This is a genomic window from Nocardia sp. NPDC058244, assembly GCF_042882065.1.
Lineage (GTDB): Bacteria > Actinomycetota > Actinomycetes > Mycobacteriales > Mycobacteriaceae > Nocardia.
Window position 1 is genome coordinate 1 of sequence record NZ_JBHVWX010000016.1, and the last position, 20,908, is coordinate 20,908.

At 71.9% G+C, this 20,908-nt stretch carries 16 protein-coding genes; 14 read left to right on the forward strand and 2 right to left on the reverse strand.

The window, feature by feature from the left end:
* A partial coding sequence (locus ACFVW6_RS33650) for a hypothetical protein (protein WP_387793611.1) occupies positions 1-219 on the reverse strand: 219 nt, incomplete at its 3' end.
* A 200-nt stretch (positions 220-419) separates the two neighbouring features.
* On the opposite strand from ACFVW6_RS33650, the gene mraZ reads away from it, so the two are divergent.
* The 13 genes from mraZ (at position 420) to ftsZ (ending at position 16,883) form a co-directional block, all read left to right on the forward strand.
* Positions 420-851 carry a division/cell wall cluster transcriptional repressor MraZ gene (gene mraZ, locus ACFVW6_RS33655; RefSeq protein ID WP_357349461.1) on the forward strand — a complete coding sequence of 144 codons (432 nt, stop codon included), beginning with the start codon at positions 420-422 and terminating at the stop codon, positions 849-851.
* 219 nt (positions 852-1,070) lie between these two features.
* Positions 1,071-2,069 (forward strand): 16S rRNA (cytosine(1402)-N(4))-methyltransferase RsmH, encoded by a 999-nt coding sequence (gene rsmH / locus ACFVW6_RS33660; RefSeq protein WP_355284990.1) that lies wholly within the window; start codon positions 1,071-1,073, stop codon positions 2,067-2,069.
* A complete protein-coding gene (locus tag ACFVW6_RS33665) occupies positions 2,066-3,055 on the forward strand; it encodes a hypothetical protein (protein WP_378833604.1) in 990 nt (329 codons plus the stop codon). The genes rsmH and ACFVW6_RS33665 overlap by 4 nt, the downstream gene beginning before the upstream one ends.
* Positions 3,052-4,935, forward strand: coding sequence for a penicillin-binding protein 2 (locus ACFVW6_RS33670; protein ID WP_365016388.1), 1,884 nt, complete (start codon positions 3,052-3,054; stop codon positions 4,933-4,935). The genes ACFVW6_RS33665 and ACFVW6_RS33670 overlap by 4 nt, the downstream gene beginning before the upstream one ends.
* Before the next feature lie 104 nt (positions 4,936-5,039).
* Entirely contained in the window at positions 5,040-6,632 is a 1,593-nt protein-coding gene (locus ACFVW6_RS33675; RefSeq protein WP_378833600.1) for a UDP-N-acetylmuramoyl-L-alanyl-D-glutamate--2,6-diaminopimelate ligase, read from the forward strand.
* Positions 6,629-8,128 (forward strand): UDP-N-acetylmuramoyl-tripeptide--D-alanyl-D-alanine ligase, encoded by a 1,500-nt coding sequence (gene murF, locus ACFVW6_RS33680; RefSeq protein WP_378833598.1) that lies wholly within the window; start codon positions 6,629-6,631, stop codon positions 8,126-8,128. The genes ACFVW6_RS33675 and murF overlap by 4 nt, the downstream gene beginning before the upstream one ends.
* Positions 8,125-9,201, forward strand: a complete 1,077-nt coding sequence (mraY, locus tag ACFVW6_RS33685) for a phospho-N-acetylmuramoyl-pentapeptide-transferase (RefSeq protein WP_218716002.1) — start codon at positions 8,125-8,127, stop codon at positions 9,199-9,201. Before murF ends, mraY begins: the two co-directional genes overlap by 4 nt.
* A gap of 50 nt (positions 9,202-9,251) precedes the next feature.
* A complete protein-coding gene (murD, locus tag ACFVW6_RS33690) occupies positions 9,252-10,688 on the forward strand; it encodes a UDP-N-acetylmuramoyl-L-alanine--D-glutamate ligase (RefSeq protein ID WP_378833610.1) in 1,437 nt (478 codons plus the stop codon).
* The gene (gene ftsW, locus ACFVW6_RS33695) at positions 10,685-12,103 is read left to right on the forward strand and encodes a putative lipid II flippase FtsW (protein WP_378833594.1); all 1,419 of its coding nucleotides are present in this window, start codon (positions 10,685-10,687) and stop codon (positions 12,101-12,103) included. The genes murD and ftsW overlap by 4 nt, the downstream gene beginning before the upstream one ends.
* On the forward strand, positions 12,100-13,215 hold the full coding sequence (gene murG / locus ACFVW6_RS33700; protein WP_357349194.1) for an undecaprenyldiphospho-muramoylpentapeptide beta-N-acetylglucosaminyltransferase: 1,116 nt from the start codon (positions 12,100-12,102) through the stop codon (positions 13,213-13,215). Before ftsW ends, murG begins: the two co-directional genes overlap by 4 nt.
* A gap of 125 nt (positions 13,216-13,340) precedes the next feature.
* A complete protein-coding gene (gene murC / locus ACFVW6_RS33705) occupies positions 13,341-14,783 on the forward strand; it encodes a UDP-N-acetylmuramate--L-alanine ligase (protein ID WP_365016463.1) in 1,443 nt (480 codons plus the stop codon).
* A gap of 8 nt (positions 14,784-14,791) precedes the next feature.
* On the forward strand, positions 14,792-15,469 hold the full coding sequence (locus ACFVW6_RS33710; RefSeq protein ID WP_378833591.1) for a cell division protein FtsQ/DivIB: 678 nt from the start codon (positions 14,792-14,794) through the stop codon (positions 15,467-15,469).
* A 160-nt stretch (positions 15,470-15,629) separates the two neighbouring features.
* A complete protein-coding gene (gene ftsZ / locus ACFVW6_RS33715) occupies positions 15,630-16,883 on the forward strand; it encodes a cell division protein FtsZ (RefSeq protein ID WP_355284856.1) in 1,254 nt (417 codons plus the stop codon).
* Positions 16,884-16,946: 63 nt separating this feature from the next.
* Here ftsZ and ACFVW6_RS33720 read toward each other — a convergent pair whose 3' ends face one another.
* Positions 16,947-17,492 carry a hypothetical protein gene (locus ACFVW6_RS33720; protein ID WP_355284854.1) on the reverse strand — a complete coding sequence of 182 codons (546 nt, stop codon included), beginning with the start codon at positions 17,490-17,492 and terminating at the stop codon, positions 16,947-16,949.
* 164 nt (positions 17,493-17,656) lie between these two features.
* On the opposite strand from ACFVW6_RS33720, the gene ACFVW6_RS33725 reads away from it, so the two are divergent.
* Complete coding sequence (locus ACFVW6_RS33725; protein ID WP_378833588.1) at positions 17,657-20,845, forward strand: AAA family ATPase; 3,189 nt, start codon at positions 17,657-17,659, stop codon at positions 20,843-20,845.
* The last annotated feature ends 63 nt before the right edge of the window (positions 20,846-20,908 follow it).

The following is a 20,908-nucleotide window of genomic DNA, read 5'->3' on the forward strand; positions in this document are numbered from 1 at the left end:
GCCGCGGATCGCCTCGAAGGTGCCGTGGCCGAAGTCGAAGTAGTGCAGCCAGGCGTCGTGCTGGAGCTTGAAGTAGCCGCCCCACTCGCCCGTCCGCCAGCCGCCGGATCGATGGTCAGGGCGGTTCCCCCACTTTCCCCACCGTTCCCCACCGCGCCCCCACGGCTCGCGCCGCCGCCGGTGGCACCTGCGATGTTTGCTGAACGTTGTCGGAACCACGGGTTGCCGACCCGCGCGGGTTGCCCGAACACGCGATAACACCGAATCTCGGTGATAGCTGGCATGACCTGCGGAATTGTGTTGGCGGGGAGCGAGATCACCCGGGGTTTCGATTGAAAGTGGGGGAAAGTGGGGTAATGTGGGTCGCGCACTACAGGAGAGGCCGTACGGCGAGGTGATCCAGTAGGGAGGTGGCCGAGATGTTCCTCGGTACCTACACCCCCCGCCTGGACGACAAAGGGCGACTGACGTTGCCTGCGAAGTTTCGAGACGAACTGGCGGGAGGGTTGATGGTCACCAAAGGTCAAGACCACAGCCTGGCCGTGTACCCGAGGGACGAGTTCACCGCGCTCGCGCGGCGGGCCGCCGCGGCGTCTCGAAGCAACCCGCAGGCAAGGGCTTTCGTCCGAGCGCTGGCGGCGGGCACCGACGAGCAACGTCCGGATGCACAGGGCCGGATCACGCTGTCGCCGGACCATCGACGCTATGCCGATCTCACGCGAGATTGCGTGGTGATCGGTTCGGTCGACTTCCTCGAGATATGGGACAAGCAGGCGTGGGAGTCCTACCTCGCCGAGCACGAGGAGGACTACGCGCAAGCCAGAGACGAGTCGCTGGGCGGGATCTTCTAGCTCGGAGCACGCGAGTGCTGCGAGGCCTCTGCCCGGGCGCGGACCCTGACGTACTTCCCCGACGCCAGGTGCCGCGCCTCGGTCAGAGACCTCGACGCATTCGCCGGTTCCATCGCAAGGGCGGTGGAACGGCTTCATTCAGACCGCAATCTCATTCGAAAAGCACTGTGTGGCAAGGCGACCCGTCTGCGACGCGAGGCAGTATCCCGGGAGGTCGAGGTGAACCATGACACCGAGAACCCCCGTCATGTGCCGGTCCTGCTCGAACGCGCCGACGAACTGCTCGGCCCCGCGCTGAGCGAACCGGGCGCCGTCTACATCGACGCGACGCTCGGCCTGGGCGGCCATGCCGAACACTTCCTGCGCACCTATCCGAACGCGCACCTGGTCGGGCTCGACCGCGACACCACCGCGCTGAAACTGGCGGGCGAGCGGCTCGCGCCCTACGCCGACCGGATCACGCTGGTGCACACCCGCTACGACGGCATCGCCGACGCGCTGAGCCAGGCGGGCCTGCCCGAGATCGGTGCGGTGTCAGCGATTCTGATGGACCTCGGGGTGTCGTCGATGCAGCTCGACGAGGCCGATCGTGGCTTCGCCTACTCCGTCGACGCACCGCTGGACATGCGGATGGACCCGACCACCGGCCCGACCGCCGCCGACGTGCTCAACACCTACAGCCACGGCGACCTGGCCCGGGTGCTGAAAACCTATGGCGACGAACGGTTCGCGGGCAAGATCGCCTCCGAGGTGCTGCGCAGGCGCGCGGTCAAGCCGTTCACCACCAGCGCCGAGCTGGTCGAGCTGCTCTACGACACCATCCCGGCCGCGGCGCGGCGCACCGGCGGTCATCCGGCCAAGCGCACGTTCCAGGCCCTGCGGGTGGAGGTCAACGGCGAGCTCGACTCGCTGCGCGCGGCGCTGCCCGCGGCACTGGATTCGCTGCGCGTGGGCGGGCGGATCTGCGTCATGTCGTACCAGTCGCTGGAGGACCGGCTGGTCAAGCAGGAGTTCGCGCCACGGATCGTCTCCAGATCGCCGATGGACCTGCCGGTCGAATTGCCCGGCATGGGACCGGAATTCCGGATGCTGACCCGAGGTGCGGAGAAGGCGACCGAGTCCGAGATCGAGGTCAACCCGCGATCCGCGCCGGTGCGGATGCGCGCGGCCGAACGGATCGCGGAGAGGTCAGGGAGGACACAGGAGGGGACACGATGAGCGTGCGGACGAGCACCGTCGCCGTGCCGGGGCGTACGGCCCGTCGCGTCGAGGCGGCCGAACGGGTGAAATCCGGTGCCGCGCAGCGGGCCTACGCGCGCAAGCGCACCAGGGAGCAGCTGCTCGACGGGATCGAGCTGCCCGAGCGGGCCTCGACGATGGCCGGGCGGATCCCGTTCGTCACCGCCATCATCGGACTGCTCGGCTGCGGCCTGGCGCTGACCCTCCTGCTGACCACGCGCGCCGCCGAGGACAGCTACCAGCTCGGCGACGCCAGGACGGTCAACCGCAAGCTCGCCGACGAACGGGCCGCGCTCCAGCGTGAGGTCGCCGCCGCCGACTCCGCGCCCGAATTGGCCGCGCGCGCCAGGGAACTGGGCATGATCCCGGCCAAGGACCCGGCCCGGCTGGTGCTCGGCCCCGGTGGTGAGGTGACCGTCATCGGGACGCCGACGCCCGCGCAGGGCGCGCCGGTGCCGCCGCTGAACGGTCCGCCGACCACCACTCCCAACCCCGCGCCGGGCCATGCCCAGGCGCAGGGTGAGCGGGTGGTTCCGGTGCAGCCGGGCGCCTCGACCGCCGGTCCGGCCACGCCGAGCGGCACCCCGGCCAATGTGCTCGCCGCGCCCGCGGCCCAGGGCGCGGCGCCCGCACCGGCGCCCGCCGCGCCGCAGGTCCCGGCCGTCGCGCCGCAGCCCGCCGTCGCTCCGGCTCCGGCGCCGCTGGCCCCGGCCGACGCCGCCCCGCCCGCCGACGCACCCGCACCCGCCGAAGGCCCGGCGCCCGCACCCGCCGAGGGACCGGCGCCCGCGCCGATCGCCCCGGTCACCGTGCCCGACCGGGTCGACGTCGCCGCCCCCACCGATCAGGGCGAACCGGCCGACTCGCCGCCGCCCGCCCCGGGCGTCGCGGCCGGCCTACCCGGCCGGGTCGCGGGGCCGCCGAGCGAGTCACCGCGGATCGTCGCTCCGGAGGACGGTCGATGAGGCAGAGCGGGCCCGCGTCGCGACAGCGACGCGGGCCGGTCTCGTCGAGGGCCCGCCGATCGGGGTCGCTCTCGCCGGACCGGCCGATCCGGTTGCGCCTGGGCGTCGGCCGGGTCACCCTGCTGGCGACGCTGGCGGTGGTGGCACTGCAGCTGCTCTACATCCAGAGTCTGGCCGCGCCCGCGCTCTCCGCGCAGGCCGCGTCCCAGCGCACCACCAAGGAGACCGAGGCCGCCGTGCGCGGTCCGATCACCGACCGGCACGGCAACCAGCTCGCCTTCACCATCACCGCGAAAGCGCTGACCTTCCAGCCGGTCCGGGTGCGCCAGCAGCTCGCCGACGCCAAGAAGACCAAGCCGAGCGCGCCCGACCCCGAGCAGCGCCTGAAGGACATCGCGAAGTTCGTCCACGAGAAGCTGGGCGCCGCGGCGCCCAAGGAAGAAGAGCTGCTGGACAAGCTGCGCAGCGACAAGACCTTCACGTACCTGGCCCGCAATGTCGATCCGCGGGTGGCCTCGGAGATCCAGGCCAAGTTCCCCGAGGTCGGCGCCGAACGTCAGGACCTGCGCGAATACCCCGGCGGCGCCCTGGCGGCCAATGTGGTGGGCGCGACCGGCTGGGACGGGCACGGCCAGATCGGCCTGGAGTCCGCGCTGGACTCGGTGCTCGCCGGCACCGACGGTTCGCGCACCTACGATCGCGGGTCCGACGGCGCGGTGATCCCCGGCAGCTACCGCGACCAGCAGCCCGCGGTGAACGGCTACGGCGTGGAGCTGACCCTCGACGAGGACATGCAGTACTACGTCCAGCAGCAGGTGCAGCAGGCCAAGCAGCTCTCCGGCGCGTCCTCGGCCTCGGCGGTGGTGCTCGACGCCAAGACCGGCCAGGTGCTGGCGATGGCCAACGACAACACCTTCAATCCCGCACTGGGACCGCAGCATTGGGCCTCGGCCGACATGAGCAACCCCTCGGTCGCCGAACCGTTCGAGCCCGGCTCGGTGAACAAGATCGTCACCGCGGCCGCCGCCATCGAGTACGGGCTCACCACGCCCGACGAGGTGCTGCAGGTGCCCGGCTCGATCCGGATGGCTGGGGTCACCGTCAACGACGCGTGGCAGCACGGCACCGCGCCGTACACGACCACCGGCATCTTCGGAAAGTCCTCCAACGTGGGCACTCTCATGCTCGCGCAGCGGGTGGGCGAGGATCGCTTCGCCGACATGGTCGACCGCTTCGGGCTCGGCAAGCGCACCGGGATCGGCCTGCCCGGCGAGAGCCCCGGCCAGGTGCCCGCGCGTGATCAGTGGTCCGGCGGCACCTTCGCGAACCTGCCCATCGGCCAGGGCCTGTCGATGACGACCCTGCAGATGACCGGCATGTACCAGGCCATCGCCAACGACGGCCTGCGCATCCCGCCGCGCATCGTCAAGGCCAGGATCGCCCCCGACGGCACCCGCACCGAGGAACTGCAGCCCGACGGCGTGCGGGTGGTGAGCCCGCAGACCGCGAACACGCTGCGCACCGTCTTCCAGGCGACCGTGCAGAAGGACCCGATGGGCTACCAGATGGGCACCGGCGCCCCGGCCGCCATCGAGGGCTATCAGGTGGCGGGCAAGACCGGCACCGCGCAGAAGGTCGACCCGGGCTGCCGGTGCTATTCGTCCTCGTCGTTCTACATCACCTTCGCCGGGATGGCGCCCGCCGACAACCCCCGCTATGTGATCGGCATGATGCTCGACGCGCCGATCCGCAGCTCCGACGGCAGCGGTGGCGGGTCGGCCGCGCCGCTGTTCCACAGCATCGCCTCCTGGGCGTTGCAGCGTGACCGCGTGCCGCCGTCGCCGGAGCCCAAACGGCTGGTGCTGGAGGCCGGGCTCTAACTCCTCCGCCTAGGCACAACCCGCGTTGTCCATCCGACACCGCGCGTCGGTAACCTGACTGCTCGTCTCGCCCACGCGCTCGATCACTCTCAGAGAGGAGCCTTGTGCCCGCGCAGTCCAGCCCGCACGCGCTCCGGCCCACCACGCCGCCGTCGACGTCGCTGCGGGCCCTGCTGGACCTCACCGGCGCCACGGTGGCGACCCCGGTGACCACCGAACCCACCGTCACCGGCATCGAGCAGCGTTCCAACGCGGTGCGCCCCGGTGACCTGTTCGCCGCGCTGCCCGGCGCGAACGCGCACGGCGCGCGCTTCGCCGCCGACGCCATCGACCGCGGCGCGGTGGCCGTGTACACCGACGCCGCAGGCGCCGCCCTGATCGGCGAGGTCGCCGTGCCGGTCCTGGTGCGCGAGCAGCCGCGCGCCGTGCTCGGCGAGCTCTCGGCCGAGATCTACGGCCACCCGAGCGACCGCCTGCGCATCATCGGCATCACCGGCACCTCCGGCAAGACCACCACCTCCTACCTGGTGGAGGCCGGGCTCGCCGCGGCGGGCCTGTCGACCGGGCTGATCGGCACCATCGAGACCCGCATCGGCGGCAGGCGGGTGCCCAGCGCGCTCACCACGCCCGAGGCGCCGCAGCTGCACGCGATGTTCGCCGCGATGGTCGAGCAGGGCGTGCAGGCGGTCGTGATGGAGGTCTCCAGCCACGCGCTGGCGCTGGGCCGGGTCGACGGCGTGCGCTTCGCCGTCGGCGCGTTCACCAACCTGTCCCAGGACCACCTCGACTTCCACGCCGACTTCGAGGACTACTTCGCCGCCAAACGCAAGCTCTTCGACGCGGATTCGCCGGTCGCCGCGCGCACCGCGGTGATCTGCGTCGACGACGAGTGGGGCACCCGGCTCGCCGGCGACCTCACCGCGCCGGTCACCGTCTCGACCACCGGCCCGGCCACCTGGCAGGTCACCGGTGACGTCGACGCCACCGGCGGCGAGCAGGAGTTCACCGCGGCGGGCCCGGACGGCGAACTGACCGTGCGGCTGCGGCTGCCCGGCCGCTACAACGTCGCCAACGCCCTGCTGGCCGTCGCGACCTGCGCCGCCGCCGGGGTCGATCCGGCCGTCGCCGCGCCCGCGCTGGCCACCGTCGACGTCCCCGGCCGCATGCAGCGGGTCGAGCGCGGCCAGGACTTCCTCGCCGTCGTCGACTACGCGCACAAGCCCGCCGCGGTCGAATCGGTGGTGGCCACCCTGCGCGGTCACCTCACCGAGGCCGGGCACGGCAGGCTGGCCGTCGTCGTCGGCGCCGGTGGCGACCGGGACGCGGCCAAGCGCCCGCTGATGGGGGCGGCCGCCGCGCGCGGCGCCGACCTGCTGATCGTCACCGACGACAATCCCCGCACCGAGGACCCGGCGGCCATCAGGGCCGCCGTGGTGGCCGGTGCGCACGAACTCCCGGCCACCGACCGCGGCGAGATCCGCGAGATCGGTGACCGCGCGGCGGCCATCGCCGCCGCCCTCGCCTGGGCGCGGTCCGGCGACGTGGTGCTCATCGCGGGCAAGGGCCACGAGGCGGGTCAGGAGATCCAGGGCGTCAAGCATCCCTTCGACGACCGCGAGGTGGTCGCGGCGGCGCTGGAAACCCTGCAGACACGACACAGTCCGCAGACGGACTCGGAGGACTTGACGGTTTCATGATCGAGATGACACTGCGGGAGATCGCGGACGTCGTCGGCGGCGAGCTGCACGACGTACCCGACCCTCAGGCACTGGTGACCGGTTCGGTCGAATTCGATTCGCGCCGAATCGGTTCCGGCGATCTGTTCCTCGCGCTGCCGGGCGCCACCTCCGACGGACACGACTACGCCGCCGCCGCGGTGGCCGCGGGCGCGGTCGCCGTGCTGGCGGCCCGCCCGGTCGGCGTGCCCGCGATCGTCGTGGCGCCGGACCGCGGTTCGGTCCCGGCGACCTCGGTCGCGCTCAGCGCCGACGCCGACGGCTCCGGCGCCGCCGTCCTCGCGGCGCTGGCCGAGCTGGCGCGCGCCAGCACCGAGCGGCTGGCCGTGCGCACCGGGCTGACCGTCGTCGGCGTCACCGGGTCCTCCGGCAAGACCTCGACCAAGGACCTGCTGGCCGCCGTGCTGGCGCCGCTGGGTCCGGTCGTCGCCCCGCCCGGGTCGTTCAACAACGAGCTCGGGCACCCCTGGACCGCGCTGCGCGCCGGCCTGGACACCAAGTTCCTCGCGCTCGAGCTGTCCGCCCGCGGACCCGGTCACATCGCCGCGCTGGCGCGCATCGCCCCGCCGCGCATCGGTGTCGTGCTCAATGTCGGCACCGCGCACCTCGGTGAGTTCGGCAGCCGCGAGGCCATCGCCCAGACCAAGGGCGAGCTGGTCGAGGCGCTGCCCGCCGAGGGACTGGCCGTGCTCAACGCCGACGACCCGAACGTCGCCGCCATGGCCTCGCGCACGAAGGCGCGCGTGGTGAAGGTCGGTCTCGCCGGTGACGCCGACATCCGCGCCACCGACGTGGTCACCGACGAGCAGGCCCGCGCCCGGTTCACCCTGCACGCGGGCGGCGAGTCCGTGCCGGTGCGGCTGGCCGTGCACGGCGAGCACCAGGTCGGCAACGCGCTGGCCGCGGCCGCCGTCGCGCTGGAGTGCGGCGCCGACCTGGCCACCGTCGCCCAGGCGCTGTCGGGCGCCACCGCGGCCTCGGCGCGCCGGATGGACGTGCGCACCACGGCCGAGGGCGTCACCGTCATCAACGACTCCTACAACGCCAACCCCGACTCGGTGAAGGCCGCGCTCAAGGCGCTGGTCACGCTGGCCAAGGCGGGCGCGGAGCCGCGCCGCAGCTGGGCCGTGCTCGGCGAGATGGGCGAGCTCGGCGACACCTCGGTGATCGAACACGACGCGATCGGCCGCCTCGCGGTCCGCCTCGACGTCGACCGGTTGATCGTGGTGGGCACCGGACGGCCATCCCGGGGAATGCACCAGGGCGCGGTGATGGAAGGCTCATGGGGCGAGGAGTCGATCCTCGTGCCCGATATCGAGGCGGCGATCGCGCTGCTCGACGACGAGATCGCCGCGGGCGATGTGGTACTGGTCAAGGCGTCGAAGGCGGTGGGCCTGTGGGCCGTCGCCGAGCACCTGACCAGGGCAGGGGAAGGTAGCACGGAGGCGGCTCGATGAGGCAGATTCTTTTCGCGGCGGGGATCGCACTGGCGGTGTCGATCCTGTTGACGCCGTTGCTGATCCGGGTCTTCGCCAGACAGGGCTTCGGCCAGGAGATCCGGGTCGACGGCCCGGCCAGCCACCAGGCCAAGCGCGGCACCCCCACCATGGGTGGCGTCGCCATCCTGATCGGCATGTGGGCCGGTTACCTCGGCTCGCACCTGATCGGCATCGGCTACGACGCCGAGGGCCCGACGGCCTCGGGTCTGCTGGTGCTCGGGCTGACCACCGCGCTCGGCGTGGTCGGCTTCCTCGACGACTTCATCAAGCTGCGCAAGCAGCGCAACCTCGGCCTGTCGGCCGCGGGCAAGTACATCGGCCAGATCGGCGCCGCGGTCCTGTTCGCGGTGCTGGTGCTGCAGTTCCGTGGCCAGAACGGGCTCACCCCCGGCAGCAAGCACATCTCCTATGTGCGCGACATCTCGACGGTGTCGATGGGCGCGATCGTGTTCGTCGTCTTCGTCTGCCTGCTGGTGGTGGCCTGGTCCAACGCGGTCAACCTGACCGACGGCCTGGACGGTCTGGCCGCCGGTTCGATGAGCCTGGTGCTCGGCGCGTACGTGATCATCACCTTCTGGCAGTACCGCAACGCGTGCTCCACCAGCCCCGAGGCCGGTTGCTACGACGTGCGCGACCCGCTGGACCTGGCGCTGGTGTGCGCCGCCGCGGCCGCCGCGTGCATCGGCTTCCTGTGGTGGAACGCCGCGCCCGCCAAGATCTTCATGGGCGACACCGGGTCGCTGGCCCTGGGCGGCATGCTGGCCGGTCTGTCGGTCACCACCCGCACCGAGCTGCTGATGGTCGTCATCGGCGCGCTGTTCGTCGCCGAGGCGGCGTCGGTGGTGCTGCAGGTGGCGGTCTACCGCACCACTCGCAACCGCTTGTTCAAGATGGCGCCGTTCCATCACCACTTCGAATTGAGCAAGTGGGCGGAAACCACGGTGATCATCAGGTTCTGGATCCTGGCCGGCATCGCCGCCGCCGTGGGTCTCGGCCTGTTCTACAGCGAATACCTTTCGCAGGTCGGGTGAGGACGAACATGGTCGAACACTCTCCCCGCGCCCTCCGCTCCCCGGGCCCCATGCTCGAATTCCTGCGTGGCCGTGACGTTCTCGTCGCGGGCTGGGGCGTCTCCGGGCGCTCACTGATCGAACCGCTGCGTGATATCGGCGCGCATCCGGTGGTCACCGACAGCGGCGCCAAGGCGCTGGCCGAGGCCGCCGAACTGGGTCTCGAGGTCGCCACCAGCATCGAGCTGGAGAACGCCGATCTGAGCCGGTTCGCGCTGGTCATCACCAGCCCGGGCTGGCGGCCGGACTCGCCGGTGCTGGTCTCCGCCGTCACCGAGGGCATCCCGGTCTGGGGTGACGTCGAGTTCGCCTGGTGGGTCGACCAGGCCAGGATCTACGGTCCGGTCCGCAAGTGGCTGGTGATCACCGGCACCAACGGCAAGACCACCACCACCAACATGACGCACTCGATCCTGCGTGCCGCTGGCATCGCCAGCGTGGCCTGCGGCAATATCGGCCTGCCGATCCTGGACGCGCTGCGCCGCAATCCCGGCCCGCAGGTGCTCGCGGTCGAGCTGTCCTCGTTCCAGCTGCACTGGGCGCCGTCGGTGCGCCCGGAGGCCGGGGTCGTGCTCAATGTCGCCGAGGACCACCTGGATTGGCACGGCGGCCTGGACGCCTACGCCGCCGCCAAGGCGCGCGCGCTGACCGGGCGGGTCGGCGTCGTCGGCCTCGACGATCCGGTGGCGGGCTCGCTGGCGCGCAAGGCCAAGGCCCGGCGCACCGTCGGCTTCCGGATCGGGGTGCCCGCCGACGGCGAACTCGGTGTGGTCGACGGCAAGCTGCTCGACCGCGCGTTCACCAAGGCCGCGATCCTCGCCGAGACCTCCGACATCAGCCCGCAGGGCCCGGCCGGCATCGCCGATGCCCTCGCCGCCTCCGCGCTGACCAGGGCGATCGACGTGGCGCCGCAGTTCGTGAAGGAGGGCCTGGCCGAGCACAAGGTGGGCCCGCACCGCACCGCGTTCGTCCGCGAACTGGGCGGGGTCGACTTCATCGACGACTCCAAGGCCACCAACCCGCACGCCGCGCGCGCCGCGATCCTGGCGCACCCGCACGTGGTCTGGGTGGCGGGCGGCCTGCTCAAGGGCGCCAGCGTCGACGACCTGATCGAAGAGGTGGGCGACCGGCTGGTCGGCGCGGTCCTGTTCGGTGCCGACGCGCCGGTGATCGCCGCCGCGTTGGCGCGACACGCACCCGAGGTCCCGGTCATCGAGCTGGATGCGCGAGACGATGCAGGCATGGAGTCGTCGAGATCCCAGCGTGCCGAAGCGGTCATGGGCCGCGCGGTCCGCGCCGCGGCGGGTCTGGCCCGCGCCGGAGACACCGTGTTGCTCGCCCCCGCGGCCGCCTCCCTGGACATGTACGACGACTACACCCACCGCGGACGCTGCTTCGTGGACGCGGTGACGGCACTGGAAGACGGTGACATCGGGCGGGCCCTATGACAAAGACGCGGCGGACCGGCTGGGCGGGGGAGCGCTTCGGCGCTTGGCTGGCCCGTCCGCTCGCGTCCTTCCACCTGATCGTCACCATCGCGACCCTGCTGACCGTGCTCGGCCTGGTCATGGTGCTGTCGGCGTCGAGTGTCGAGGCGTACGCGGGCGGCGGTTCGGCGTACGCGCTGTTCATCCAGCAGGCCATGTTCGCCGCGCTCGGCGCCGTCGCCTTCTATATCGCGCTGCGGCTGCCGCTGCGGCTGCTGCGGCAGTGGTCGTTCCCGATCTTCAGCATCTCGGTGCTGGCGCTGGTGCTGGTGCTCATCCCCGGCATCGGCGCCATCCACGGTGGCGCGCGGCGCTGGTTCGACATCGGCCCGCTGTCGATCCAGCCGTCCGAGGTCGTCAAGGTGACGCTGGTGGTGTGGGGCGCGCACCTGCTGGCCTCGCGGCGCGGCGCCCAGCTCAAGGACATCCTGGTGCCGCTGGTGCCCGCCGGTCTGCTGGTGTGCCTGCTGGTGGTGCTGGAACCGAACCTGTCGACCACCATCGCGCTCGGCATCGTGCTGATGGCGCTGCTGTGGTTCGGCGGACTGCCGGTGCGGCTGTTCGTCGGGATCATGGTCACCGGGGTGGTCGCGGCGTCGGTGCTGGCGCTGTCGGCCGGGTATCGCTCCGATCGGGTGCGCGCGTTCTTCAACCCCGGTGACGACCCGCAGGGCGTGAACTATCAGGCGCGCCAGGCCAAGTACTCCCTCGCCGACGGCGGCATCTGGGGCCGCGGCCTCGGCCAGAGCCGCGCGAAGTGGAGCTACCTGCCCAACTCGCACAACGACTTCATCTTCGCCATCATCGGCGAGGAACTCGGCTTCCTCGGCTGCATGCTGGTGCTGGCGCTGTTCGCGCTGTTCGTCTACGCGGGCATCCGGATCGCGCTGCGCTCGGTCGACCCGTTCCTGCGGCTGCTCACCGCGACCGCCACCACCTGGATCACCGCGCAGGCGCTGATCAACATCGGCTACGTCGTCGGGCTGCTGCCGGTGACCGGTCTGCAGCTGCCGCTGGTCTCGGCCGGTGGATCCTCGCTGGCCATCACGCTGTTCATGTTCGGCATCATCGCCAGCGCCGCCCGGCACGAACCGGAGGCGGTCTCGGCCCTGCAGGCCGGGCAGGACGGCCGGGTGAGCCGGATGCTGCGGCTGCCGGTGCCCGAGGTGTACACCCCCTTCAAGGCCGACGCACCGCGCAGGCCCGCCCCGAAAGCCAAGGCCGAGCGGCCCCGTCCGGCCGCGCGCCGCGAGAGCCCGGCCCCGCGCCGCCGACGCGCCCCCCAGAGCCGCGGCACCAGTTCGCTACGGTCGACCCGAGCATGGGAACCGACCTATCCGATGCCACACGCGAAAGAACGAGGTAGATCCAAGTGAGTCACCCGCGTCCCGGGTTGTCGGTGATCGTCGCAGGCGGAGGCACCGCAGGCCATATCGAACCCGCGCTCGCCGTCGCCGACGCCCTGCGCGCGCTCGACGCTTCGATCCGGGTGACCGCGCTGGGCACCGAACGCGGTCTGGAGACCAAGCTGGTTCCCGAACGCGGATACCCGCTCGAGCTGATCCCGCCGGTGCCGTTGCCGCGCAAGCCCTCCGCCGACCTGCTGCGCCTGCCCGGCCGGGTGCGCGCCTCGGTGAAGGCGACCAGGGCCGTCATCGACGAGGTGCAGGCCGACGTGATCATCGGCTTCGGCGGCTATGTCGCCCTGCCCGCCTACCTCGCCGCGCGCGGTGGCCTGTTCGGCCGCAAGCGCGCCGTGCCGGTGGTCGTGCACGAGGCCAACGCCAAGGCGGGTATCGCGAACAAGGTCGGCGCCAAGCTCGCCGCGAAGGTGCTTGCCGCGGTGCCCGATTCGGGCCTGGCCGACGCCCAGGTCGTCGGCATCCCGGTGCGCGCCTCCATCACCGGTCTGGACCGCGCGGCCCTGCGCGCCGAGGCCCGCGCCCACTTCGGCCTGCCCGCCGAGGGCCCGGTGCTGCTGGTGTTCGGCGGATCGCAGGGCGCGCGCAGCCTCAACGAGGCCGTCTCCGGCGCCGCGCCGCAGCTGGCGGCCGCGGGGATCGCGGTGCTGCACGCGCACGGCCCGAAGAACAGCGTCGAGGTGAGTACCGCCGACGCGGACGCGCCGTATGTCGCCGTGCCGTACCTGTCCCGGATGGATCTGGCCTACGCCGCCGCCGACGCGGTGGTCTGCCGCTCCGGCGCGATGACCGTGGCCGAGGTGTCGGCGGTCGGGCTGCCCGCCTTCTACGTGCCGCTGCCGCACGGCAACGGCGAGCAGGAGTTCAACGCCAGGCCCGTGGTCGCGCAGGGAGGTGGCAGAATTGTCGCCGACGCCGACCTGACCCCGAAATACGTGATCGATGAGGTGATTCCGCTGCTGCTCGACCCCGCTCGACTCGCCGAGATGAGCCGCGCCGCCGCAGGCGCGGGCCATCGCGACGCTGCCGACACGGTGGCCCGGATCGTCACCGAGGTCGCCCGATGAGCGGTCAGCGGCCGGAGGCGGCAGCGGAGCGTGACCACGCAGGCCGCCCGATCATCGGCAGTGGGCACAGCTCGAGCGGCGAGGACCTCGCTACGGCGCTGCCGCCCGAACTCGAACGGGTGCACATGGTCGGCATCGGCGGCGCGGGCATGTCCGGCATCGCCCGGATCCTGCTCGCCCGCGGCGGCGCGGTGTCCGGCTCGGACGCCCGCGAGAGCCGCGGCGTGCTGTCGCTGCGGGCACGCGGCGCGCAGGTCCGCATCGGCCACGACGCCGACGCGCTCGACCTGCTGCCCGGCGGCCCGACGGTCGTCGTCACCACCTACGCCGCGATCCCGAAGACCAATCCGGAACTGGTCGAGGCGAATCGGCGCCACATCCCGGTGCTGCTGCGCCCGACCGTGCTCGCCGCGCTGATGCGCGGGCACAAGACCCTGCTGGTCTCGGGCACGCACGGCAAGACCTCGACCACCTCGATGCTGATCGTGTCGCTGCAGCACTGCGGCGCCGATCCGTCGTTCGCGGTCGGCGGCGAGCTCAACGAGGCGGGCACCAACGCCCACCACGGCAGCGGTGACATCTTCGTCGCCGAGGCCGACGAGTCCGACGGCTCACTGCTGCAATACGACCCGGACGTCGCCGTGGTCACCAACATCGAATCCGATCACCTGGACTTCTTCGGCACCGACGAGGCCTACATCCAGGTCTTCGACGACTTCGCCGACCGGCTCGCGCCGGGCGGTCTGCTGGTGGTGTGCCTGGACGATCCTGGCTCGCTGGCACTGGCGCATCGGGTCGCCCCGCGACTGCGCGAGCGCGGTGTGGAGGTCCTCGGCTACGGCTCCGGCGACCTGTCGGCGGCCCCGGTGCCGGTCGGCGCGCGCCTGATCGATTGGCAGCCGCGCGATGTCGGCGGCATCGTCGAGTTCGAGCTGGCGGGGGAGAGCACGCCGCGCACGGTGCGGCTGTCGGTGCCGGGCAGGCACATGGCGCTCAACGCGCTGGCCGCGCTGCTGGCCGCCAGGGCCACCGGCGCCGATATCGATGAGATCGTGCAGGGCCTGGAGGGTTTCGGCGGCGTGCACCGCCGGTTCCAGTTCACCGGCCGGGAGAACGGCGTGCGCGTCTTCGACGACTACGCCCACCATCCCACCGAGGTGCGCGCCGTGCTCGAGGCCGCCGCCCAGCTGGTCGCCCAGGAGGCACGCGACGGCGCGCGGACCACGCGCGGCCGGGTGATCGTGGTGTTCCAGCCGCATCTGTACAGCCGCACCGCCACCTTCGCCACCGAGTTCGGCGCCGCGCTGAGCCTGGCCGACGAGGTGGTCGTGCTCGACGTCTACGGCGCGCGCGAGGAGCCGCTGCCCGGCGTCAACGGCGCGCTGGTGGCCCAGGCCGTGACGAGCCCGGTGCACTACCAGCCGGACATGTCGAAGGTGGGCAAGCAGGTCGCCGCGCTCGCGCAGCCCGGCGACGTCGTGATCACCATGGGCGCCGGTGATGTCACCATGCTCGGCAGCCAGATCCTCGACGGCTTGCGCGCCCGGCCGCAACAGGGCGGCCGGTGAGATTGCCGATGCCCGCCGCGCGCGGGTGGCGCGGCTACCGCCTCTGGACGGTGGTCGGTCTCCTCGTGGTGACGGTGCTCGTTGTTCTCGCCTGGTTCACCCCGGTGTTGTCCGTGCGTACCGTGCGCGTCGACGGCTTGGTCGCGGTCTCCGAGGAAGAAGTCCGCGGACGGCTCGAAATCCCGGACGGCCGTTCGATGTTGCGCATCGACACCACCTCGATCGCCCAGCGTGTGGCCGCGATTCCGAAGGTGCGCTCGGTCCGGGTGCAGCGCACGTTCCCCTCCACCGTGCTGGTGAGCGTGGTGGAACGAACACCGGTGCTGTACATCGAATCACCGGACGGCGCGCACCTGATCGACGCCGAGAGCGTCGAATTCGCGATCGAGCCCGCACCGCCGATCGGGGTGCCGAAGCTGCTCACCGAGGGGTCCTTCACCGGGCCCCCGGCGGCCAGGGCCGCGGTGGATGTGCTGGTCACGCTGCCGCCCGCGCTGTCGGTGCAGGTGGGCGAGGTTGTCGCGCGGTCGATTTCGGACGTCTCGTTGAACCTACGTGACGGTAGGAAGGTAGTGTGGGGCGGCACGGGCGACGGCGAGCGCAAAGCTGCCGTCGTGTTGCCGCTGCTGACCCGTGAGGGGACCGTGTTCGACGTGTCGAGTCCGAATCTGGTCACGGTAAAGTGAGCGACACTCTTTGTGGCACAAGATTCTGGCTCTCGTCTCGGCGCGCCTGCGCCGGGATCGCAGTGGCTGCGAATAGCGTTCCGCAGCAGTCGGATACTTGACATAACGCCAACCCTATGGTTGAGGTTGAGGGTTTAAGATCGAAGGAAGGCGAGAGCCCATGACGCCCCCGCACAACTACCTTGCGGTGATCAAGGTCGTCGGTATCGGCGGCGGCGGCGTGAACGCCGTCAACCGAATGATCGAACAGGGACTCAAGGGAGTCGAGTTCATCGCGGTCAATACCGACGCCCAAGCCCTGCTGATGAGCGATGCCGACGTCAAGCTGGATGTCGGCCGCGAGCTGACCCGCGGCCTCGGTGCCGGTGCCGATCCGGAAGTCGGCCGCAAGGCCGCCGAAGACCACAAGGACGAGATCGAAGAGGTGCTCAAGGGCGCCGACATGGTCTTCGTCACCGCGGGCGAGGGCGGTGGCACCGGTACCGGTGGCGCGCCCGTCGTCGCCAGCATCGCCCGGAAGCTGGGCGCGCTGACCATCGGCGTCGTCACCCGGCCGTTCTCGTTCGAGGGCAAGCGCCGTGGCAACCAGGCCGAGGTCGGCATCAACCTGCTGCGCGAGTCCTGCGACACGCTCATCGTCATCCCGAACGACCGGCTGCTGCAGCTGGGCGACGCGGCGGTGAGCCTGATGGACGCGTTCCGCTCGGCCGACGAGGTGCTGCTCAACGGTGTCCAGGGCATCACCGACCTGATCACCACCCCGGGTCTGATCAACGTCGACTTCGCCGACGTCAAGTCCGTCATGTCCGGCGCCGGTTCGGCGCTCATGGGCATCGGCTCGGCGCGCGGTGAGGGCCGGTCGGTGAAGGCCGCGGAGACGGCGATCAACTCGCCGCTGCTCGAGGCGTCGATGGACGGCGCGCACGGCGTGCTGCTCTCGATCGCCGGCGGCTCCGACCTCGGTCTGTTCGAGATCAACGAGGCGGCCTCGCTGGTGCAGGAGGCTGCTCACATCGAGGCCAACATCATCTTCGGTACGGTCATCGACGATTCGCTGGGCGACGAGGTGCGCGTCACCGTCATCGCGGCCGGTTTCGACGGTGGCGGTCCGTCCCGGCGTGCCGCGCCCGAATCGCACACCCGGGTCGGGTCCGGCTCGATCGGTGCGGGTCGGGCCGGCGAGGTCGGCCAGGCGCGCACCAGCGAGGCACCGGTCCGGGCGACCGAGCCCGCCACCAGCGGGGTGTCGAGCGGGCGCACCAGCGCGCCGAGCTACCGCGACACCGAGCGCTACCGGGAATCGGAGCGGCAGCGGGTCACCGAGCAGGCCATGAACCGCGTCAACAACCCCGACCAGGGCGACGACGGCGACGATGACGACGACATCGAAGTGCCGATCTTCATGCGCCGATAGGCACCACCTACGAGAAGAGCCCGGACTCCCAACGGAGTCCGGGCTCTTCTCGTAGGTACGGGCTCAGCCCTTGGCGCTGCCCAGGCAGAACGTGGTCTTCGGGTCGTTGACGACCAGCACCGAGTCGGCGTCCGCGCCGCACAGCTGCTCGTCGACCTGACCGTCGATCCGCGAGACGACCTTGAAGTCGGCCTCGGTGGCGGTGCACGGCACGAACTTGTAGCCGGTCATCATGCCCTCGTTGTAGCAGCTGCCCTCCTTGAAGTTGGGGGCCAGACAGAGGAACGCGAGGGTGCCGCCGCTGCCGAAGGTCTCCTCGTAGGAGGTGTAGTCCTCGTGGCACTCGACCTTCTGATCGTGTACCTGGACGACCTTGTAGACGGCGGTCTCGGCCGAGCAGTCGACCGGCTCGGTCTTGGAGTCGATCATCGACGCCGAGATCACGTTGATGCAGTCACCGACCTTCGAGCGGGCGGTATCGGACTTGCCCGCGTCCTTGGCCACCTCGGTGACCTTGTCCACGGCCGAGCAGCCCGCGGCACCGAGTGCCGAGACCGCCAGCAGTGCGAGCGCGAACCGCGAAACCTTGCCCTTGCCGGTGAATGTCATGCGAACCTTCTTTCTGAAGAACCTCACCGCGGACCCTTCGGCGGTGATCGGCCTCGCCCACCCAACCCCACGGCCGTCTCCGGAGCATCCGGGAAACCACGGCATTCGCCCGTCGGCGGCCCGGGTTAGGCTCACCCCGGACAATCCGGGCAGGAGAGGGGGTGGTGACGGTGATCGAACGCGCCTTCGTCGGCCGAACTCCCGAACTCGCCACCCTGACCTCGACGTTCACCGGCCTCGACGCCCCCTGGCTGCTGCTGGTGGAGGGGCCCGCCGGAATCGGCAAGTCCCGCTTGATCACCCATTTCGCCCAGGCCGCACCGTGCCGGGTGTTCTCGATCACCGGTGCCGAGGACGCCCGCACCCAACCGCGCTATCTCGCCGACGATCTCGTCGAACAACTCGGTGACGCCGACCCGGACCGGGCGCGTGGTGCGATGGTCGGCCACCGCCCGGAGGCCGATCTCGCCGACGCGGGTCGCGCGATGCCGCCGGTCGACGACCCCGAAGCCGCCGTGCCCGCGGCGGAACTGCTGGCCGACCTCGCGCTCGCCCGGTGGCTGCGGCGCGCGCTCGGCGCGGCGGAGACGTTGCTGGTCGTCGACGACGCGCAGTGGGCCGACGCGGAATCGGTTCGGCTGCTGGCCTTCCTGATCCGCAATCGGCCGGTGGGCGGGTTCCGGTTGCTCCTGGCGTTCCGCGACGGCGGTTGTCCGCCGTCGATCGCCCGGTTGCTGCGGGCGCCGCGGGTCCGCTCGGCGCAGGTCCGGGTGCCGCCGTTCACCCGGGTCGATGTCGACGGACTGCTGCCGGGGGAGGACCCGCGGCGGCGCGCGCGGTTGCTCGACGCCTCCCAGGGCAATCCGCTGTACCTGTCACTGCTGGCCGACCTGCCCGACCGGGAGCTCGACCGGGCGCTGCGCGGGGAGAACCCGGATCCCGCGTCGACCGACTACGCGGCCGTCGACCGGACGATCCGCGCGGAACTGGCCCAGCTGCCCGAGCTCGAACGGTCGGTCGCGCAGGCCGTCGCCGTGTGCGGTGCGCCGCCCGACCTCGAACTGCTGTCCGCGACAGCCGATCTGCCCGCCGCGTCGGTGGCGGGCGCGCTCGACGGTCTGGTCGCGCGCGGGGTCGTCCGCGCGGTCGACGGCACGGTGACCTTCGTCCACCCGCTGATCCGCACCGCCGCCTACCGCCTGGCCGGGCAGGGCTGGCTGACGCTGGCCCACCGCCGCACCGCCCTGGCCCTGCGTGCCCGCGACGCGCCGATGGCCGCGCGGGCCACGCAACTCGAACACGCGCTGCTCGGCCGGGACGAGATCGCGGGAGCCGAATTGCGGCTGGCCGCCGACCAGGTCCTCGCCGACGCCCCGGCCTCGGCCGCGCGCTGGCTCGCGCTCGCGCACCGGATCGCGCCCTCGGTCACCGATCCGCTCGCCGACGCGGTGGCGCTCGGCCGGGCGCTGCTGCTGGCCGGCGCGGGCGAGCGCGCGGCGGCGGCGCTCGACCCGGCCGCCGCCGAACCGGGCCCCCACCAGCTGGAAGCGCTGCTGCTCTCGGCTCGGTGTGCCCGCATGTGCGGCCGGGTCGAGCAGGCCAGGACGCTGCTCGCGACCGCCGCGACCCTGCCCCGCCGCGCCGGTGACGGCCCGGTCCAGCTGGAACTGGCCATCCTGGAATTGCAGGACCACCGCGACGCCGAGGGTCACGCCCGCCTGGGCGCCCTGTTCGGGTCCGCCGAGATCGAGGACCCGGCGGTCCGTGCCGCCGCGCTGGCGTTGCGCTGTCTCGGTTTCGTCGCCGACGGCCAGATCCGGACCGCGGCCGACCTCTATCCCGGGTGCCATCGGGCCTTCGAGGACCTCACCGACGCCGGATTCCGCGAGGTCGTCCACGCGATCCCGGCCCTGGGCTGGTGCGCCTACTTCCTCGACCACGACCGCGACGGTCTCGTCCACCTCGACCGCGCCCTCCGGGTCAGCCACCGCTTCGGCCGCAGCTACGCCCTCGCCGAACTCCAGACCGTCCGCGCCTACTCGCTGGCCAAACTCGGTCGCCTGCACGCCGCGATCGCCGCCGCCGACGACGCGACCGAGGCCGCCACCACCTTCCACCACCCCGACCTGCTCTCCTTCGCCGGCGCGGTCAAACTCCGCACCCTGCTGCTGACCGCCCCCACCGACACCGTCACCATCCAGTGGCACGCCGTCGCCGCCCTGCCGCGCCCCGCCATGCGCTGGTGGCGCCAGGTCGTCGAGACCACCCTCGCCGAAACCGCCCGCCTGCTCGGCCTCCCGTCCCCGGACCGTCGCCCGCCCGGCGACCCGGTCCCCGACCTGGGTCGCCCGCCCGCCGTTCCGCCGGTCCCGGGTGTTCCGGCGCCCGGCGTCTCCGCGCTTCCCGGCGATTCGGCACCGATCCTGCCCGCCCTCGACACCCGCCCCGGCCCGCTGCATCCCACGCATCTCGCCAGGGCAGCCCATGCCGCCATCGCCGACGGTGACCTCACGAGAGCCGCCGACCTCGTCGCCCGGGCGGCCGCCGCAGCGGCGTCCCAGATGTCGGCCATCGGTGTCCGGGAAACCATCGCGGGCGATGACGGCTCCACCCCGGGGGACCAGCTGCCGAGCAGTCCGGGTCGCGCCCCGCAGCCGCGCGTAGTCGGTGCCGCGCGCGTCGCGGGCGGTGCTCCCGGCATGCCGCACACCGCACCGGACGGCTCGGCCGCCGGTGCGCACGTGCCGCATCCGGCCGACGGGAGTCGGAGCACCGCGCACGAGAGTCCGGGTGGCGGCGCCTTTACGTCGGACGGGGGTCTGGGCAGTCAGGTCGGGTCGGCCGCGTTGGCCATGGCCGACTATGCCGCCGCCATCGGTGATCTCGGTGCCGCCGCGGCGGCGGCCGAGCGGGCGATCGCCGCGTTCACCCGCGCTGGAATGGCGGTCAACCGCGCGCAGGCCGAACTGCTGGCCGGCACAGTCGCGGGCCGTCGCGGCGATTTCGGCGAGGCGACCAGCCGATTCGCCTCGGCGCGGGCGGCTTTCGCCGACGCGGGCGCGCAGCGCCTGCTGGCCGAGACCACCACGGCCCAGCGCCGCCTGGCCGGCAGCTGCTCACCCACCGTCACCATCCTGACCAGGCGCGAACGCGAAGTCGCCGACCTGGCGGCGCTGGGCTACGCGAACAAGGACATCGCCGCGCACCTGTACCTGAGTCCCCGCACCGTCGAGGACCACCTCGGCCGCGTCCTGCGCAAGCTCGGCCTCACCAGTCGCGCGGGCATCGCCCGCAAGCTCGACGAGCTGAGCGCCCCGAGCGACCCGTCCGGCACCTCGGCCTCGCGCCGCTGAGTGTGCTCGGTGCCGAGCGACGCCGAACCCACAGCGCGCGGACCGGGCTCGCCGCGGCTGTTC

Coding starts and splice junctions, on each gene's coding strand:
- murD (WP_378833610.1), top strand. CDS start 9,252: ATGCTCGAATTCCTGCGTGGCCGTGACGTTCTCGTCGCGGGCTGGGGC.
- ACFVW6_RS33670 (WP_365016388.1), top strand. CDS start 3,052: ATGAGGCAGAGCGGGCCCGCGTCGCGACAGCGACGCGGGCCGGTCTCG.
- ftsZ (WP_355284856.1), top strand. CDS start 15,630: ATGACGCCCCCGCACAACTACCTTGCGGTGATCAAGGTCGTCGGTATC.
- murF (WP_378833598.1), top strand. CDS start 6,629: ATGATCGAGATGACACTGCGGGAGATCGCGGACGTCGTCGGCGGCGAG.
- ACFVW6_RS33710 (WP_378833591.1), top strand. CDS start 14,792: ATGCCCGCCGCGCGCGGGTGGCGCGGCTACCGCCTCTGGACGGTGGTC.
- murC (WP_365016463.1), top strand. CDS start 13,341: ATGGTCGGCATCGGCGGCGCGGGCATGTCCGGCATCGCCCGGATCCTG.
- ACFVW6_RS33665 (WP_378833604.1), top strand. CDS start 2,066: ATGAGCGTGCGGACGAGCACCGTCGCCGTGCCGGGGCGTACGGCCCGT.
- mraY (WP_218716002.1), top strand. CDS start 8,125: ATGAGGCAGATTCTTTTCGCGGCGGGGATCGCACTGGCGGTGTCGATC.
- ACFVW6_RS33720 (WP_355284854.1), bottom strand. CDS start 17,492: ATGACATTCACCGGCAAGGGCAAGGTTTCGCGGTTCGCGCTCGCACTG.
- ftsW (WP_378833594.1), top strand. CDS start 10,685: ATGACAAAGACGCGGCGGACCGGCTGGGCGGGGGAGCGCTTCGGCGCT.
- mraZ (WP_357349461.1), top strand. CDS start 420: ATGTTCCTCGGTACCTACACCCCCCGCCTGGACGACAAAGGGCGACTG.